Here is a 14,960-nt window from a genome sequence, read left to right as displayed (position 1 = left end):
TCAGAGCCGGTAGAATGCGGTGGCATTGCCGCCATAGACCTTCGCCATGCCGTCGGCGTCGAGCAGGGGATCGAGGATGCTGCGCGCGGCATTGAGCACTTCGCAATAGGAGGCGGCGAGAAGACAGACCGGCCAGTCGCTGCCGAACATCAGGCGGTCGGCGCCGAACGCGTCGAGGACGTGGCGCACATAAGGCGCCAGATCGCTCGGCGACCATGTAGTTTGCCGCGCTTCCGTCACGAGGCCGGAGACCTTGCAGAAGACGTTGGGATGCGCCGCGATCCGGGCGATGTCCTCCGCCCAGCCCTGCAGCTCGCCGCTCGCCACCGGCGGCTTCGACAGGTGATCGACGACGGCACGCAGATCCGGAACGGCATCCAGCATGCGTAGGACAACGGGAAGATGGCGCGGAAAGGTCAGGATATCGAAGGCCACGCCGGTCTCGGCCAGATGCCGGAGATTGGCGAGCACGGTGGGTCGCAACAGATAGTCGTCGTCGGGAAGATCCTGCAGCATCGGCCGCAGCCCGACGAATTTTTCACGGCGCAGAAGGGCGTCGAGTTTTGCGGTGAAGGCTGCATCCTCGAAATCCAGCCAGCCGACGACGCCGGCGATAAAATCCGCCTCGCCGGCAAGCGTCAGCAGGAAATCGGTTTCGGCTTCCGTCTGGGCTGCCTGGACGACGATGGTCCTGTCGACGCCGGCGCGACGCAGGATCGGGCGCAGGTCTTCGGCAAGATAGTCGCGGGCCAGCACCGGTACGTCCGGCGACATCCAGTGATAGTCCCCTCGCCCGGCCTGCCACAGGTGATGATGTGCATCGACGATCAACGTCACTTCTCCTCGTCGGCTGCCCCGGCAGCGATCTTTGACTTCCTATCATAACATTAGTATTATAATGCCTGAAACTGCAACGCGATTTTCCGCGATCTGTGCGCCGAAAGGCGCTCAGATCTGGATTTGAAAGTCCGTTTCGGGATGAATGGATGCCGATTCATTGACATCCTAATATTATGGTGCTTTGGTTCAGCAGCTTTTCAAACCTATGGTGGCCATGGAAATCGACGCTTCCGATCTCAATCGATCCCTGCCGCTGCGCGACCAGATCTATCAGAAGGTCCGCAGCATGATTGTCAGCGGCCAGATGAAGCCGGGCGAGGCGATCAACGAAATGGCGATCGCCCAGTCGCTCGGCGTGTCGCGCACGCCGGTGCGCGAGGCCGTCAAGCGCATCAGCGACGAAGGCCTCGTCAATGTCTTTGCCCAGACCGGCACCTTCGTGGCGCGCATCAGCATACGAGACATCGAGGAGGCCTATGTCATCCGCAATGCGCTGGAGATGGAAAGCGCCCGCCGCGCCGCGGAAAAATTGACGCAGGCGCAGGCGGAAGTGCTGGAAGACAACATCGCCGCCCACAAGACGGCGATTGCCCGTGGCCGCTACAGCGACGCCATCCATCTGGACGACGTGTTCCATCGCACTATTGCCGAGGTGAACGGTTTCCATATGCTCTGGCGCGCCGTCGACATTTCGAAGGCGCAGATGGATCGCGGCCGTTATCTCGCCATTCCCAAGCCGGGTTACGGCGAGCAGACGATCCAGCAGCACCAGGCGATCCTGAAAGCCCTGCAGCGCCACGACGGCGAGGCGGCGGCAACCGCCATGCGCGAACACCTCAACACGTCGTTGCGCAACACGCTGGAAGTGGCCGCGGTGAACAACGCCTTCGGCTGAGCCGCAACGGCCCCTCCCCATCACATCCCCATCATCTTACGGAGTCTGACATGCAGCGAATGGGATTGTGCATCGGCGTGAAACCCGAAGCGATCGAGGAATACAAGGTGCTGCATGCCGCTGTCTGGCCGGACGTGCTTGCCGTCATCACCGCGGCGCATATCCGCAACTACTCGATCTTCCTGCGCCAGCCGGAAAACCTGCTCTTCGCCTATTGGGAATATCACGGCACCGACTTCAAGGCGGATGCCGCGACGATGGCGCTCTCGACCGCCATGCAGAAATGGTGGGAGATCTGTGATCCGCTGCAGGTGCCGCTTGCCACGCGCAAGGAAGGCGAATGGTGGGCGGACATGGTGGAAGTCTTCCACCACGATTAACCGTCGACGAACGCCGTTTTTGCTTTTCGGCTGTCTGCGCACGCGCTGCACGGCGCCTGCGCGCTTGACCATCGCCCTACTGTTATATTAGTATTCAAATATCACGCGATGTCGTTTTCCACGATCGCTTACACCTCACGTCGAGCATCCCATGGCCCGTTTCATCCAGCTTTCCGCCACCGACAACATCGTCCTCGTGACCGACCCGTTCAATCCCGGGGATCTTGCCGACGCCGTGCCGGCGAAGGTGCGCATTCCGCGCGGGCACAAGATGGCGATGGTGCCGATCGAAAAGGACCAGCCGATCGTCAAGTACGGCCAGGTGATCGGTTTCGCCAGGGAAACGATCGCGCCCGGCGACTGGGTGCACGAGCACAATGTCTACGTTCACACCTTCGAGCGGAACTACATGTTCGGCGAGGGCCTGAAGGACACGCCGGTGCTGCCGGAGGCCGAACGCGCCACCTTCCTCGGCTATCGCCGCGCCAACGGCAAGGTCGGCACGCGCAACTACATCGCCGTGCTCACCTCGGTGAACTGTTCGGCCAGCGCTGCCCGCTTCATTGCCGAAGAGGTCAACAGGTCGGGCGTGCTCAAGGACTTTCCGAATATCGACGGCGTCATTTCGCTGGTGCACGGCACCGGCTGCGGCCTCGATGTCAACGGCGAAGCCCATGAAATGCTGAAGAAGACGCAATGGGGTTTTGCCACCAATCCCAATGTCGGCGGCGTGCTGATGGTCGGCCTCGGCTGCGAGGTCTTCCAGATCCCGCGCTGGATGAAATCTTACGGCGTCGAGGAAAACACCACGTTCCGCACGCTGACGATCCAGGAAGTCGGCGGCACGCGCAAGACGGTGGAAGCCGGTGTGCGGGCGATCTACGACATGCTGCCGGTGGTGAACGCCCACAAGCGCACGCCGGCGCCGGCCTCTGAACTGGTTCTCGCCCTGCAATGCGGCGGCTCCGACGGCTATTCCGGCATCACCGCCAACCCGGCGCTGGGAGCGGCTGTCGACCTGCTCGTCGCCCAGGGTGGTACGGCGGTTCTTTCGGAAACGCCGGAAATCTACGGCGCCGAACATCTGCTCACCCGCCGCGCCGAAAGCCGCGAAGTGGGCGAAAAGCTCGTCGAGCGTATTCGCTGGTGGGAGGATTATACCGCCCGCCACAATATGGAGATGAACAACAATCCCTCCCCCGGCAACAAGGCCGGCGGTCTGACGACCATCCTCGAAAAGTCGCTGGGTGCGGCCGCCAAGGGCGGTTCGACCAACCTGCGCGCTGTGCTCGAATATGCCGATCCGATCGAGAGCAAGGGCCTGGTGTTCATGGATACGCCTGGCTACGACCCGGTCTCGGCCACCGGCCAGGTGGCGGGCGGCGCCAATATCCTCTGTTTTACCACCGGCCGCGGCTCGGCCTTCGGCTGCAAGCCGACGCCCTCTATTAAGCTCGCTTCCAACTCGCACATCTACGTGCAGATGAACGAAGACATGGATATCGACTGCGGCGACGTGCTGGACGGCGTGTCGCTGGAGGAAAAGGGCCGGCAGATTTTCGAGCTGATCCTGAAGACGGCGTCGGGCGAGCGTACCAAGTCGGAAGCGCTGGGTTATGGCGACAACGAGTTCGTTCCCTGGAACATCGGCGCCACCATGTGACGCTGCAACGGCGCCTTGCCATCGACAGAGGCGCCGTTGCGTCAGCAATTGCGTAAAACAGGAGGGTTGAGCTTTTCGCGCTTTGGAGAAAAGCGGAAATGCTCTTCTCAGGCGATGAGACCGTCGCGCTGCAGCGCTTCCCACAATTCCGCCGGCACATCCTGTTCGAACCAGGCAACGTTCTGGCGCACCTGTTCCGCGTCGCGCGGGCCGATGAGCACGGTCGTGACCGCCGGATTGCGCAACGGATACTGGATCGCCGCTGCGGCAAGAGGCACACCGAACCGTTCGCAAGCCGCAGACAGTGCCCCGACCCGCCTGGCGATGTCCTCCGGCACATCCTGGTAGTTGAACTTGCGGTGACCGGTGGGGCCGGCGGCCAGGATGCCGGAATTGAAGACGCCGCCGATCATGATGCTCATGCCGGCTTCCCGGGCCTTTTCCAGCAACGGCAGCGCCTGCTGCTCCAGCAGCGTATGGCGGCCGGCGAGCAGCGTGCAGTCGAGCGTCGCCTCGTTCATCGCATCCAGGACGATCGCCGCCTCGTTGACGCCGAGGCCGAAGCCGGCGATCAGCCCGGCAGTCCGCAATTCGTCGAGCGCGCGAAAGCCGCCGCCCCTGGTGAGCGCGCTCCAATGCGTCGCCTGCGCCTCGCCATGAGTGACGGTGCCGATATCGTGGACGAACAGCAGGTCGAGCTTTTCGAGCCCGGTGCGCTGGCCGCTATCGTCGAAGCTGCGCATGATGCCGTCATAGGAATAATCGAAGATTTCGCGGAACGGCAGGCCGTTGTGCCAGCCGGAATCGAGCGGGTTCTTCGGCGGTGCCGGCGGTAGCGGCCGTCCGGGGCGCTCGCGCGCCATCAGCCTTCCGACTTTGGTGCTGACGGTCGCCGCCTCGGCCTTCTCCCGCAGGAAATGGCCGAGCAGGTGTTCGGAGCGGCCGAGGCCGTACATCGGGGCGGAATCGAAATGACGGATGCCGGCAGCCCAGGCGGCCTCCAGCGCCGCAAGCGACGCCTCGGCGGAAACCGGCGCATAGAGCCCGCCCATCGCGGCCGTGCCCATGCCAAGCGCCGTTACCTCCAGGCCCGTTTTCCCAACCGATCGCCGCTCACTCACCTGCATGAAAACCTCCTCGCCAGGCCGCGCGAAAAATGCCGGCCGCTCTTGCTGCTATCGTTACACTAATATAATAGCGGAGATCAAGGCGGCACGAACATGCTGCGTGAGGAACCGGAAGGCGGAGGAAAACATGAACCAGATCGATCTCGCAGGCCAGCATGCCGTTGTCACCGGCGGTGCCCAGGGCCTGGGTTTTGCCATGGCCAGGCGTATCGTTGCGTCCGGCGCCACCGTGACGCTGTGGGATATCGACGAGGGCCTGCTTGCCACCGCCCGCGAAGCGCTGGGCAGCGCCGCGACAACGGTTTCGGTCGATATCGCCGATTGGGACGCCGTCGATGCGGCCCGGCGCAAGACCGAAGAGATTGCAGCTCCCGCGTCGCTGCTGGTCAATTCGGCCGGCATCGCCGGTCCGGCTGCCCCGCTCGATACCTACGATATCGCCATGTGGAAGAAGATCATCGACATCAACGTCAACGGCACCTTCTACGTCAACCGTGCCCTGGTGCCGGGCATGAAGGTGCGCAACTACGGCCGCATCGTCAACATCGCCTCGGTCGCCGGCAAGGAAGGCAATCCGAATGCCGCCGCCTATTCGTCCTCCAAGGCAGCCGTCATCGGCCTGACCAAGTCGCTCGGCAAGGAGCTCGCCGGCTACGACATCGCCGTCAACTGCATCAGCCCGGCAACCGCCCAGACCCGCATCCTCGAACAGCTGACGCCGGAATTCATCGAATATATGCGCTCGCGTATTCCGCGCGGCCGTTTCCTCGAAGTGGAGGAGGCCGCCTCGATGGTCGCATGGCTGCTTTCCAAGGAAAACAGCTTTACCACGGCGGCAACCTTCGACCTGTCGGGCGGACGCACGACGTACTGACGGCTGGGCGGAATCGCATCGCCTCAACTCCGTCGAAGTCCTATTCTTTACCGGCCAATGCCTGCACGACATCGAGCAGGATGTTGGCGCCTGCGACGAGATCGGCATCGGCGGTGAATTCTTTCGGGTTGTGGCTGATACCATCCTTGCTCGGCACGAAGATCATCGCCGCCGGTGCGATGCGCGCCATCATCTGCGCATCGTGTCCGGCGCCCGAGGTCATGCGCCGGCAGGGAAGCCCGCGTGCCCTGGCCGCCGCCTCGATGGACGTGACGATACCGGCATCGAACCGCACCGGTTCGAACCGTGCCAGCCGTTCCACCGAGATTGTCACGTCCTCCTCGGCCGACAGGGTATCGAGGAAGCGGGCCAGTGCCCCCTCCTCCTCCCTCAGCCGCTGCTCGTCCGGATCGCGCAGGTCGACGGTGAAGGTCGCTCGTGACGGGATGACGTTGATGGCATTGGGCTCGAAAGCCATGCAGCCCACGGTCGCCACCGTCGGTGTGTCCGATGCCCTGGCTCGCTGGCGCAGGAAGGTGATGACGCGGGCCGCGGCATGGCCGGCATCGCGGCGCATGGAGATCGGCGTCGTGCCGGCGTGGTTGGCATCGCCGTCGATCGTTACCTTTTGCCATGAAATGCCCTGCAGGTTCTCCACCGCACCCAGCGAAATGCCCTCGCGTTCGAGGATGGGCCCTTGCTCGATATGCAGCTCGATATAAGCCTTCGGCTTCAGGAAACCCGGCTCCCGGTCGCTGGCATAACCGATCCGCTTCAGTTCGTCGCCGAGCCGCGAACCGTCCGTGCCGATGCTATCGAGCGCGGTTTCGATATCGAGGCCGCCGGCATGGACCAGCGAACCCATCATGTCGGGGGCGTATCGCACGCCTTCCTCGTTGGTGAAGGCGGCAACGACGAGCGGGCGGGCAGGAGAAAACCCGGCCTGTTTCAACGTTTCGATGACCTCGAGGCCGGCGAGCACGCCGTAACATCCGTCATAAATGCCGGCATTGATGACCGTATCGATGTGGGAGCCGAGCATCAGCGGTGCTTTGTCGCTCACGCCTTCCGGCGCCCAGATGCCAAAAATGTTGCCGATCCGGTCGATCGCGACTTCGAGTCCGGCCGCCTCCAGCCAGGAAACGAACTGGTCGCGGCCCAGTTTGTCGGCATCGGATGCGGCAAGGCGTACCAGCCAATACTCCTGGTCTCGGCCGATGGCGCCAAGGCGGGCAAGCCGGCCGAGCAGCCGGGTGGGATCGATCGAATGCCCGCTCATGCCACACCTTCCGAAAGAACCTCCGCCGGCGAACGGCCGACGATCTCCCGATATTTGCCGGGATCGGTGGCGCCTTCCGTGTTGACGACAAAGATGCGTGACGTCGCATCGATGGAAAGGGCTGCCTTCACCGCCGGATCGGCTGCCGCCTTCAGGAAACCGGCAAGACCGACGCCGCCGCTCTCCCCGGCAATGACGGCGGGATCGCCATCAACCGGGTTTGCCAGCCGCCGCATGACGGCGACGGCATCCTCTTCATCGACGGTCATGAACGCGTCGGCGACGCGCGAAAGAATGCGCCAGGCCACGAGCGATGGTTCGTAACATTCCAGCATCGCCATCACGGTCGGCTCATCATGCGGCACGGTCACCGGATGTCCGGCTTTGGCCGTCTCGAACAGGCAGGCGGCGCGGGCGGGATCGACGACGGTGAAGACCGGCCGCTGCTCGCCCAGCGTCAATGCCAGATACCCGGCAACGGCTGCCGCGATGCCGCCGACGCCGGCCTGGATGAAGACATGGGTCGGCGGTTCGGCCATCTGCCGCAGCGCCTCGCGCACCAGTGCGGTATAACCCTGCATCACGAGACCGGGAATACGCTCATAACCGGGCCAGGAGGTGTCGGAGACCACCGTCCAAGCCCTTTCCTTCGCGGTTTGTGCCGCTTCCCTGACGGAATCGTCGTAACTTCCCGCGACACGGATCATCTCGGCGCCGAAGCGGGCGATTGCTGCGACGCGTTCGTCGCTGACGCCTGCATGCACGAAGATCGCCGCCCGCGCGCCGACCAGTTGCGCGCCCTGCGCCACCGACCGGCCATGATTGCCGTCCGTGGCGCAGGCGAAGGTCATGGTGCCGGCGATGGCGCGAATTTCGCGAGAGTGCAGTTCCTCGATGTCCGCCGGCCGCCCCAGCCGCGCCCCGGCTTCCTCCAGGACGAGGCGAATGACGGCATAAGCGCCGCCCAATGCCTTGAAACTGCCAAGCCCGAGGCGCTGCCCTTCGTCCTTGACATGGATGGCAGCCACACCCACGGCCCCCGCCAATCCCGGCAGGGCGATCAACGGCGTTTCGGCATGGTTGTCGCGGTGCCGCAGATGGCGTTCCACGCCCTCCGCGGCTGCCAGGCCGAGCGTGTTCGCATCAGTGGGATCGAGCGGATGCCCGTGGTCGGCTGTTGTGTTCAGGATAAACATCGGGGCCTCTTTTGTTGCATGGTGGAAACATATTGCAACCGATGCGAAAAAGGCGCTGATATTTTCCAGTCGTTTTGCAAGTTTGTTTCGTGGAGCCATGCATGCCCGATCTCGATGCCTTCGATCGCAAGATCCTGGAGATTCTGCAGCGGGACAACACCACGCCGCAGCGGATGATCGGCGAGGCCGTCAACCTGTCGGCGCCGGCGGTGCAGCGGCGCATCAAGCGCATGACGGAAGACGGGGTGATCCGCGCCAATGTCGCCATCATCGATCCAGCCGCCGTCGGCCAGGCGATCACGATTTTTGTCGAGGTGGAGGTCATCAGCGAGACGGCGGAGCAGATCGAACAGGCAAAACAGGCGTTCGCCGCCTGTCCGGAGATCCAGCAATGTTATTATGTGACCGGCGAAGCCGATTTCGTGCTGGTCATCGTCGTGCCGTCCATGGCCGACTACGAGGCGCTGACCCGCCGCCTGTTCTTCGGCAACAACAACGTCAAGCGCTTCCGCACATTCGTCGCGATGGACCGGATCAAGGTCGGGCTCGGCGTCCCAACGTCATGACGGTTTCCGCATTTCCGGAAAACGGGATCGCCGCATAGCGCGGAAATGGCCGCAGCCCAGGCGGGGATGGCGTGTCCGGCTTGCGACGGGCCGGACACGTCCGTTCATTCGGCTTCGCTGCTTTCGGCGGGCGTGGCATCGCGGTTGCCGTTCAGCAATTCGCGTTTGCCGACATGGTTCGCCGGGCCGACCAGGCCTTCCTTTTCCATGCGCTCGACCAGCGATGCCGCCCTGTTGTAGCCGATCGCCAGACGACGCTGGATATAGGAGGTCGAGCACTTCTTGTCGCGGAAGACCACCTTGACGGCCTTGTCGTACAGATCGTTGCCATCTTCCGACGCCATGTCGGTCTTGTCGAAGACGGCGGACGCTGCATCTTCCGGCTCTTCTTCTTCGCCCTCGTCGGCGGTCACCGTATCGAGATATTCCGGCCGGCCCTGTGCCTTCAGGTGCAGCACCACCTTTTCGACTTCCTCGTCGGAAACGAAGGGACCATGGACGCGGGCGATGCGGCCGCCGCCCTGCATGTGCAGCATGTCGCCCTGGCCGAGCAATTGTTCGGCACCCTGCTCGCCGAGAATGGTGCGGCTGTCGATCTTCGACGTTACCTGGAAGGAGATGCGTGTCGGGAAGTTTGCCTTGATCGTGCCGGTGATGACATCGACCGAGGGTCGCTGCGTCGCCATGATCAGATGGATGCCGGCGGCGCGTGCCATCTGCGCCAGGCGCTGGATTGCACCTTCGATCTCCTTGCCGGCGACCATCATCAGGTCGGCCATCTCGTCGACGATGACGACGATATAGGGCATCGGATCGAGTTGCATTTCCTGCTGCTCGTGGATCGCTTCGCCGGTGCCCTTGTCGAAGCCGGTCTGCACGGTGCAGACGACCGTCTCGCCCTTTTCCTTGGCGGAAGCGGCGCGGGCATTGTAGCCGTCGATGTTGCGCACGCCGAGGCGCGACATCTTGCGATAACGATCCTCCATTTCGCGCACCGCCCATTTCAGCGCCATCACGGCCTTCTTCGGATCGGTGACGACGGGGGTCAGAAGGTGCGGGATGCCGTCATAGATCGACAGTTCCAGCATCTTCGGATCGACCATGATCAGGCGGCACTCTTCCGGACGGAAACGATAGAGCAGCGACAGGATCATCGTGTTGATCGCCACGGACTTGCCCGAACCGGTGGTGCCGGCGACCAGGAGATGCGGCATCTTGGCGAGTTCGGCGATTACCGGTTCGCCGCCGATGGTCTTGCCGAGGCAGAGCGGCAGCTTGAAGCCGGTGCGGGCAAAATCCTGCGAGTCGATCATTTCGCGGAAATAAACGGTCTCGCGCGTCGTGTTCGGCAGTTCGATGCCGATGACGTTGCGGCCGGGCACGACCGCGACACGGGCCGACAGCGCCGACATCGAGCGGGCGATATCGTCGGCAAGGCCGATGACGCGCGAGGATTTCACGCCGGGGGCCGGCTCGAATTCGTAGAGTGTCACGACCGGGCCGGGACGCACATGGATGATCTCGCCGCGAACGCCGAAATCCTCCAGCACGCTTTCCAGGAGGCCGGCATTCTGCTCCAGCGTTTCCTGCGCCATGACATAGCCGGCCGACTGCGGCGGTTCCTGCAGCAGCGTGCGGGGCGGATATTCGTAACCGTCATGGGCGACGGCGGCGGCACTGCGCTGGTCCACCTGGAACGGCTTGGCCAGCGACAGGCCGGACGTTTCGCGAATGGGAGCCGGCGCCACGGGGCGCGGCAGGTCGATGACGACTGCAGGGGCAATCGGCGCCACGGTCTTTTCGGCGACCGGTTCGGCGATAGCGACGGCGACTGGGGCCGGAGCCGGCACAGGCTCGGGCGCCGGCGCGATAACGGCCGGAACCGGCGCTTCCTGCGTCGACGCGGCTGTCTGTTTCCATTCGATGACGCGGAAGAGACCGGTCAGGGCAACGGGTGCCGGCACGATCGGCGGCAGCGGCTGCAGAACGGTGGCGGGCCGGGTTGCGGCTTCCTCGATCTCGGCTTCCAGATCGAAGGCCATCGATTCCCAGAAGGCGAAATCGGAAAGATGGTTTGTCGGCGCCGGATGCCGGGTGGGCTCGGCAACGACGGCTGTTACGGTCTGTACGGCCGGTTGGATAGGGGCCGGCATGGTCACCGGCAGCAGCGCGGAGCGTGCCTGCGCCAATGCGCGCCAGCCGACGGTGAGCGCAATGCTCGAATCGATCTCGTCGTCGGCCCGCTCATGGCGCGGCGGGGCGACCGGCGGCAGCACGGATGTCACCGGCAAGGGCGGCGCTTCGATTGGGACGGGCGGTTCGACGATAGCCGGCGCCGCCGCTTCGACGGCGGGCTCCTCGGCCGGCGGCACCGCTTCGGCAGCCGCCGGCGGGACCGGCGCATGGCGATCCGGCATGCGGGTAAAACGCACGTTGGGGCGCAGATAGAAATGGCTTTCCCAGCTGCCGTCAGGCGGCGGCAAGGTATTTGCCGCGGCGGCTTCTTCCGATGGCGTTATCGAATGGCCAAAAGCCTGCCGCACCACCGGGTTGCCGTGTTCGTCGGAAATGCGGCTATGCGCACGATACCAGCCCTCCTCGTGCCCCTCCGGCGATGGAAGCCGATGGTGGTCGATGTGATCGCTCGCCTCCTCTTCGTTGGAGCCGGCCGGATGGAAGTTGGTTCTGGAGATTCGCATGAGACCCACAAGCACTAGAGACACTGCCGATTGGCGTCCCTAATCGAATAGGAAATGAAGGTTAATAATCCCTTTGGATGCGGGTCAAACTTTGTTGCAAACTGTTTGGGGCGGAGATTGGGAAATGTGTGAATTTCCCAATCAAAAATAGATATATCAATATCTTAGAAATTTGGAGCGTTTAGATCAGGGATGCATAGCCGCCCCTTTGGTGATCTTGTCGACGATCTTTTTCTCGGCCCGCAAACCGATGCCGACGACCTTGGCGTCCTCGGGGGCATATTCGGCGAAAACGGCCCGGTTTGCAGCGTCGTGGCCGGTCGAAAACATTTCCTCGATGTAGAGCGAGGCCGGGGCTCCGCGCTCCAGGGCGCGGCGATGAATTTTCGCCATCGTTTCCGAATCAGCGGCCAGCACGACGATCGGCTGCACAGACAGCGGGTTGTAGACATTGCCGGCCCGGTCGCGATAGGCTTCGCCGATGATCTCCGGAGCGCCGGCGATAATCCCGCTGGTCAGAAAGGCGGTGACGTTCAGCTTCTGCCACCCGGCGAGATCTTCCCGAAGGATGATTGCGATTTTCGTGTCGAACATGGCCCTGTCTTTTCCCTGGATGCAACGATGAAGGACGATATAGGCAAGCATGCCGCCGAGGGGCTTGAACGTTTGTGCGGCGAGGAGGAGCGCGTGCAGATGTTGCGCTCCCCGGCGCTGCCGGGCATCGAATTTCTGCAAGCCCGCTTTTTCGGCAACGTCTTCGAGCCGCACCGGCACGATACGTACGCCATCGGCCTGACGATGGGCGGCGTGCAGCGTTTTTCCTATCGCGGCGAAGAGCGTCGCAGCCTGCCGGGCCAGATTCTCGTGTTGCATCCCGACGAAAAGCACGACGGCGGTGCCGGCACGGATAGTGGGCTATATTATCGCATGCTCTATATCGAACCGTCGCTGCTCGCTCGGTCATTGATGCCACGTGGCGTGACGATGCCTTTCGTCGGCGCGCCGGTTTTCGACGACGAGCGGCTGCGGCGCAGCCTAGAGGGCGCTTTCGAGCGTTTCGATGCGGGTCTCGGCACATTGATGGCCGACGATCTGGTCGCCGAGGTCACCGAAGGTCTGTTGCGGCATGCCGGCGAAAAACCGGCGGCGGGCGGCGCGGTGCCGCAGCGGCAGGCCGACATCGCCCGCGACTTCATCGACGGCAACTTCGAGCGCAATATCCATTCCGCCGAACTGGAGGCCTTGACCGGCACCGACCGTTTCCTGCTGTCGCGCGCCTTCCGCGCCAGTTTCGGCACCTCGCCGCATCGTTACCTGCTGATGCGGCGGCTCCGGCAGTCGCGCCAGCTGATCGAGGACGGCATGCCGCTGGCGGAGATCGCGGCGGCCATGGGTTTTGCCGACCAGAGCCATCTGACGCGGCATTTCAAGAAGGCCTATGGCCTGACGCCGGGGCGCTGGAGCCTGCTCGTCCGCGGTATCGGCGCGCCTTAGAGCATGTCACGCAAAAGTGCGGAGCGGTTTTGCGAAAACGACATGCGGCAACAAGGAGCGAAAGCGTGAGAACGAATCTGGAAGATCGCAACGCGCTTTAGTGAACGCACCTTTCACCGGACGGCGGCTGCTCTTCACCGGTTTTTGAAATAAAATCCGAAAATTCCATGGTACAGGAGCCGTGGCTGGACGGTTTCCAGAGCCATGCCCGGCGCTCCTCGCCGATGATTTTCTTACTGTTCCGATGGGTCGTGGTGACCGTTGCGGAGCGTGGGGACAGGACGCTTTTGACGATCGATATCCGCACGCTACGCCTTGCCTCCGGGCTGATCCTGAGCGCCTTCCTGCTCATGCATCTCCTCAATTTGTCCTTCGGCCTGATTTCCCCGGCGGCGATGGAAACCATGCGTCCCTGGTTGTCGGCGCCCTGGCGGTCGATTCCGGGCACGATCCTGCTCTATGGCGCGGTGCTCTGCCACTTCACCCTGGCGCTCATCGCGCTCTACGGCCGGCAGACCTTGCGCATGCCGCTGCGGGAGACGTTGCAGCAGGTCTTCGGCTTCCTCATCCCGCTGCTGATGATACCGCATGTCATGGGCACTCGCCTGCTCTACGCCTTGACCAGCTACGAGATGACCTATTTCAACGTCATCAACACGCTGTGGGTCGAAGCCCCGCTCATGGGCCTCCGGCAAAGCGTCGCCATCTTCGTCGTCTGGTCGCATTGCTGCCTCGGCCTGTATTTCTGGCTGCGGTCGAAACGGTCGTTCCGCAAATATTCGACCGCCTTCTTCACCATGGTCGTGCTGATCCCGATCATCGGCTGGCTCGGTTTCATGGAAGCCGGCAAGGCCATCGCCGCCTCCGGTGTCGCCGGCATGCAGCGTCCGCCGCCGGCGGGGCCGATGGGAGAAACGATCTCGACGGTGCTTTATGGCGTCTATTTTGCCGCGCTGGGCGGAACGCTGGCGGCACGCGGCATCCGCAGCCTGCGCGGTCGTTATTTCCGGCGCATCCGCATCGGTTATCCCGGCGGCCGGGTTTCCGTCGTCCGCGCGGGCTTCAGCGTGCTGGAAGCGAGCCGCGCACGCGGCATCCCGCATCCTTCGGTCTGCGGCGGCCGCGGCCGCTGTTCCACCTGCCGGGTGCGGATATTGCGCGGCATGGAGGACCAGCCGCCGCCCACCGGCCGTGAATTGACGACATTGGAGCGGATCGAGGCCGGGCCTGATGTCCGCCTCGCCTGCCAGTTCCGGCCGACCCATGATATCGAGGTGGCGCCGATCCTGCTGGTGGACGAACTCGACAAGGCGCTTCCCGTCAGGAAATCCAGCGCCGTCAGCAACGTCAAGGAACAGGAAGTGGTGGTGCTTTTCTGCGACTTGCGCGGCTTCACCAGCTTTGTCGAGCGGCGCCTTCCGTTCGACACCGTCTTCGTGCTCAACCGCTATTTCGAAATCGTCGGCGCCGCCGTCGAGCAGGCGGGCGGGCGCATGGACAAATTCGTCGGCGACGGCGCCATTGCCCTGTTCGGGCTGAACGCCTCGCCGGCCGCCGGCGCCCTGCAGGCAATCACCGCCGGCCTGGCGATCAGCCGCGGCCTGAAGGCGCTGAACGAGGCCTATGCCGACGAACTCGGCGAACCGCTGCGTTTCGTGCTCAGCCTGCATGCCGGCCCGGCCATCGTCGGCAACATGGGGTATGGCGGGGCGATGCAGTTCACGGCGGTCGGCGATACGATCAACGTCGCCAGCCGGCTGGAGGAACTGGCAAAACGGCTCGACGCCGAAATGGTCGTTTCCAATGACCTGATCAGCAAGACGCCGCTCGATCTTTCGGCCTTCGAACGCAAGAACCTCACGGTGCGCGGGCGCACCGAGCCGCTGGAGGTCTGGGTCGTGCCGCGTGCCGCCGACCTGGAAGTGAAGGTCGAGCTGGCTTGATCGG

General features: G+C 63.5%; 13 protein-coding genes. 7 read left to right on the top strand and 6 right to left on the bottom strand.

What is annotated here, in order from left to right; all coding sequences use genetic code 11:
• On the bottom strand, nt 1-837 hold the full coding sequence (locus DEM27_RS23590) for an amidohydrolase family protein (protein WP_245446056.1): 837 nt from the start codon (nt 835-837) through the stop codon (nt 1-3).
• A gap of 217 nt (nt 838-1,054) precedes the next feature.
• On the opposite strand from DEM27_RS23590, the gene DEM27_RS23585 reads away from it, so the two are divergent.
• The 3 genes from DEM27_RS23585 (at nt 1,055) to DEM27_RS23575 (ending at nt 3,778) form a co-directional block, all read left to right on the top strand.
• Entirely contained in the window at nt 1,055-1,735 is a 681-nt protein-coding gene (locus tag DEM27_RS23585) for a GntR family transcriptional regulator (protein WP_109460776.1), read from the top strand.
• A 50-nt stretch (nt 1,736-1,785) separates the two neighbouring features.
• Nucleotides 1,786-2,115 carry an L-rhamnose mutarotase gene (locus tag DEM27_RS23580; protein WP_109460697.1) on the top strand — a complete coding sequence of 110 codons (330 nt, stop codon included), beginning with the start codon at nt 1,786-1,788 and terminating at the stop codon, nt 2,113-2,115.
• Nucleotides 2,116-2,266: 151 nt separating this feature from the next.
• Nucleotides 2,267-3,778: a UxaA family hydrolase gene (locus DEM27_RS23575; RefSeq protein WP_109460696.1), complete on the top strand. Its 1,512-nt coding sequence runs from the start codon at nt 2,267-2,269 to the stop codon at nt 3,776-3,778.
• A 107-nt stretch (nt 3,779-3,885) separates the two neighbouring features.
• Here DEM27_RS23575 and DEM27_RS23570 read toward each other — a convergent pair whose 3' ends face one another.
• Nucleotides 3,886-4,905 (bottom strand): aldo/keto reductase, encoded by a 1,020-nt coding sequence (locus tag DEM27_RS23570; protein ID WP_109460695.1) that lies wholly within the window; start codon nt 4,903-4,905, stop codon nt 3,886-3,888.
• A gap of 127 nt (nt 4,906-5,032) precedes the next feature.
• Here DEM27_RS23570 and DEM27_RS23565 point away from each other — a divergent pair, with 127 nt between their 5' ends.
• Nucleotides 5,033-5,779 carry an SDR family NAD(P)-dependent oxidoreductase gene (locus DEM27_RS23565; RefSeq protein WP_109460694.1) on the top strand — a complete coding sequence of 249 codons (747 nt, stop codon included), beginning with the start codon at nt 5,033-5,035 and terminating at the stop codon, nt 5,777-5,779.
• Nucleotides 5,780-5,819: 40 nt separating this feature from the next.
• Here DEM27_RS23565 and DEM27_RS23560 read toward each other — a convergent pair whose 3' ends face one another.
• Both DEM27_RS23560 and DEM27_RS23555 read right to left on the bottom strand, forming a co-directional pair.
• The gene (locus DEM27_RS23560; protein WP_109460693.1) at nt 5,820-7,058 is read right to left on the bottom strand and encodes a Zn-dependent hydrolase; all 1,239 of its coding nucleotides are present in this window, start codon (nt 7,056-7,058) and stop codon (nt 5,820-5,822) included.
• Nucleotides 7,055-8,254 carry a diaminopropionate ammonia-lyase gene (locus DEM27_RS23555; RefSeq protein ID WP_109460692.1) on the bottom strand — a complete coding sequence of 400 codons (1,200 nt, stop codon included), beginning with the start codon at nt 8,252-8,254 and terminating at the stop codon, nt 7,055-7,057. Before DEM27_RS23555 ends, DEM27_RS23560 begins: the two co-directional genes overlap by 4 nt.
• Nucleotides 8,255-8,355: 101 nt before the next feature.
• Between DEM27_RS23555 and DEM27_RS23550 the strand changes: the two genes are divergently transcribed.
• Nucleotides 8,356-8,820, top strand: coding sequence for an Lrp/AsnC family transcriptional regulator (locus DEM27_RS23550; RefSeq protein ID WP_109460691.1), 465 nt, complete (start codon nt 8,356-8,358; stop codon nt 8,818-8,820).
• Nucleotides 8,821-8,924: 104 nt separating this feature from the next.
• Here DEM27_RS23550 and DEM27_RS23545 read toward each other — a convergent pair whose 3' ends face one another.
• The gene (locus tag DEM27_RS23545) at nt 8,925-11,519 is read right to left on the bottom strand and encodes a DNA translocase FtsK (protein WP_109460690.1); all 2,595 of its coding nucleotides are present in this window, start codon (nt 11,517-11,519) and stop codon (nt 8,925-8,927) included.
• Between the two features lie 186 nt (nt 11,520-11,705).
• Nucleotides 11,706-12,113: a DUF2000 family protein gene (locus DEM27_RS23540; protein ID WP_109460689.1), complete on the bottom strand. Its 408-nt coding sequence runs from the start codon at nt 12,111-12,113 to the stop codon at nt 11,706-11,708.
• A gap of 27 nt (nt 12,114-12,140) precedes the next feature.
• On the opposite strand from DEM27_RS23540, the gene DEM27_RS23535 reads away from it, so the two are divergent.
• Complete coding sequence (locus DEM27_RS23535) at nt 12,141-13,013, top strand: AraC family transcriptional regulator (protein ID WP_109460688.1); 873 nt, start codon at nt 12,141-12,143, stop codon at nt 13,011-13,013.
• Between the two features lie 167 nt (nt 13,014-13,180).
• Nucleotides 13,181-14,956 (top strand): adenylate/guanylate cyclase domain-containing protein, encoded by a 1,776-nt coding sequence (locus DEM27_RS23530; RefSeq protein ID WP_245446055.1) that lies wholly within the window; start codon nt 13,181-13,183, stop codon nt 14,954-14,956.
• Nucleotides 14,957-14,960: the final 4 nt, after the last annotated feature.

The sequence above is a fragment of the Rhizobium album genome, assembly GCF_003122325.1.
GTDB lineage: Bacteria > Pseudomonadota > Alphaproteobacteria > Rhizobiales > Rhizobiaceae > Metarhizobium > Metarhizobium album.
The sequence above is the reverse complement of the archived record's forward strand: the minus strand, read 5'-3'. Positions and strand labels throughout refer to the sequence as shown.

Bases quoted from the DNA above. Each gene is read 5' to 3' on its own strand.
- DEM27_RS23575 (WP_109460696.1), top strand. From the start codon at position 2,267: ATGGCCCGTTTCATCCAGCTTTCCGCCACCGACAACATCGTCCTCGTG.
- DEM27_RS23545 (WP_109460690.1), bottom strand. From the start codon at position 11,519: ATGCGAATCTCCAGAACCAACTTCCATCCGGCCGGCTCCAACGAAGAG.
- DEM27_RS23555 (WP_109460692.1), bottom strand. From the start codon at position 8,254: ATGTTTATCCTGAACACAACAGCCGACCACGGGCATCCGCTCGATCCC.
- DEM27_RS23535 (WP_109460688.1), top strand. From the start codon at position 12,141: ATGAAGGACGATATAGGCAAGCATGCCGCCGAGGGGCTTGAACGTTTG.
- DEM27_RS23540 (WP_109460689.1), bottom strand. From the start codon at position 12,113: ATGTTCGACACGAAAATCGCAATCATCCTTCGGGAAGATCTCGCCGGG.
- DEM27_RS23570 (WP_109460695.1), bottom strand. From the start codon at position 4,905: ATGCAGGTGAGTGAGCGGCGATCGGTTGGGAAAACGGGCCTGGAGGTA.
- DEM27_RS23580 (WP_109460697.1), top strand. From the start codon at position 1,786: ATGCAGCGAATGGGATTGTGCATCGGCGTGAAACCCGAAGCGATCGAG.
- DEM27_RS23565 (WP_109460694.1), top strand. From the start codon at position 5,033: ATGAACCAGATCGATCTCGCAGGCCAGCATGCCGTTGTCACCGGCGGT.
- DEM27_RS23560 (WP_109460693.1), bottom strand. From the start codon at position 7,058: ATGAGCGGGCATTCGATCGATCCCACCCGGCTGCTCGGCCGGCTTGCC.
- DEM27_RS23550 (WP_109460691.1), top strand. From the start codon at position 8,356: ATGCCCGATCTCGATGCCTTCGATCGCAAGATCCTGGAGATTCTGCAG.
- DEM27_RS23585 (WP_109460776.1), top strand. From the start codon at position 1,055: ATGGAAATCGACGCTTCCGATCTCAATCGATCCCTGCCGCTGCGCGAC.
- DEM27_RS23530 (WP_245446055.1), top strand. From the start codon at position 13,181: ATGGTACAGGAGCCGTGGCTGGACGGTTTCCAGAGCCATGCCCGGCGC.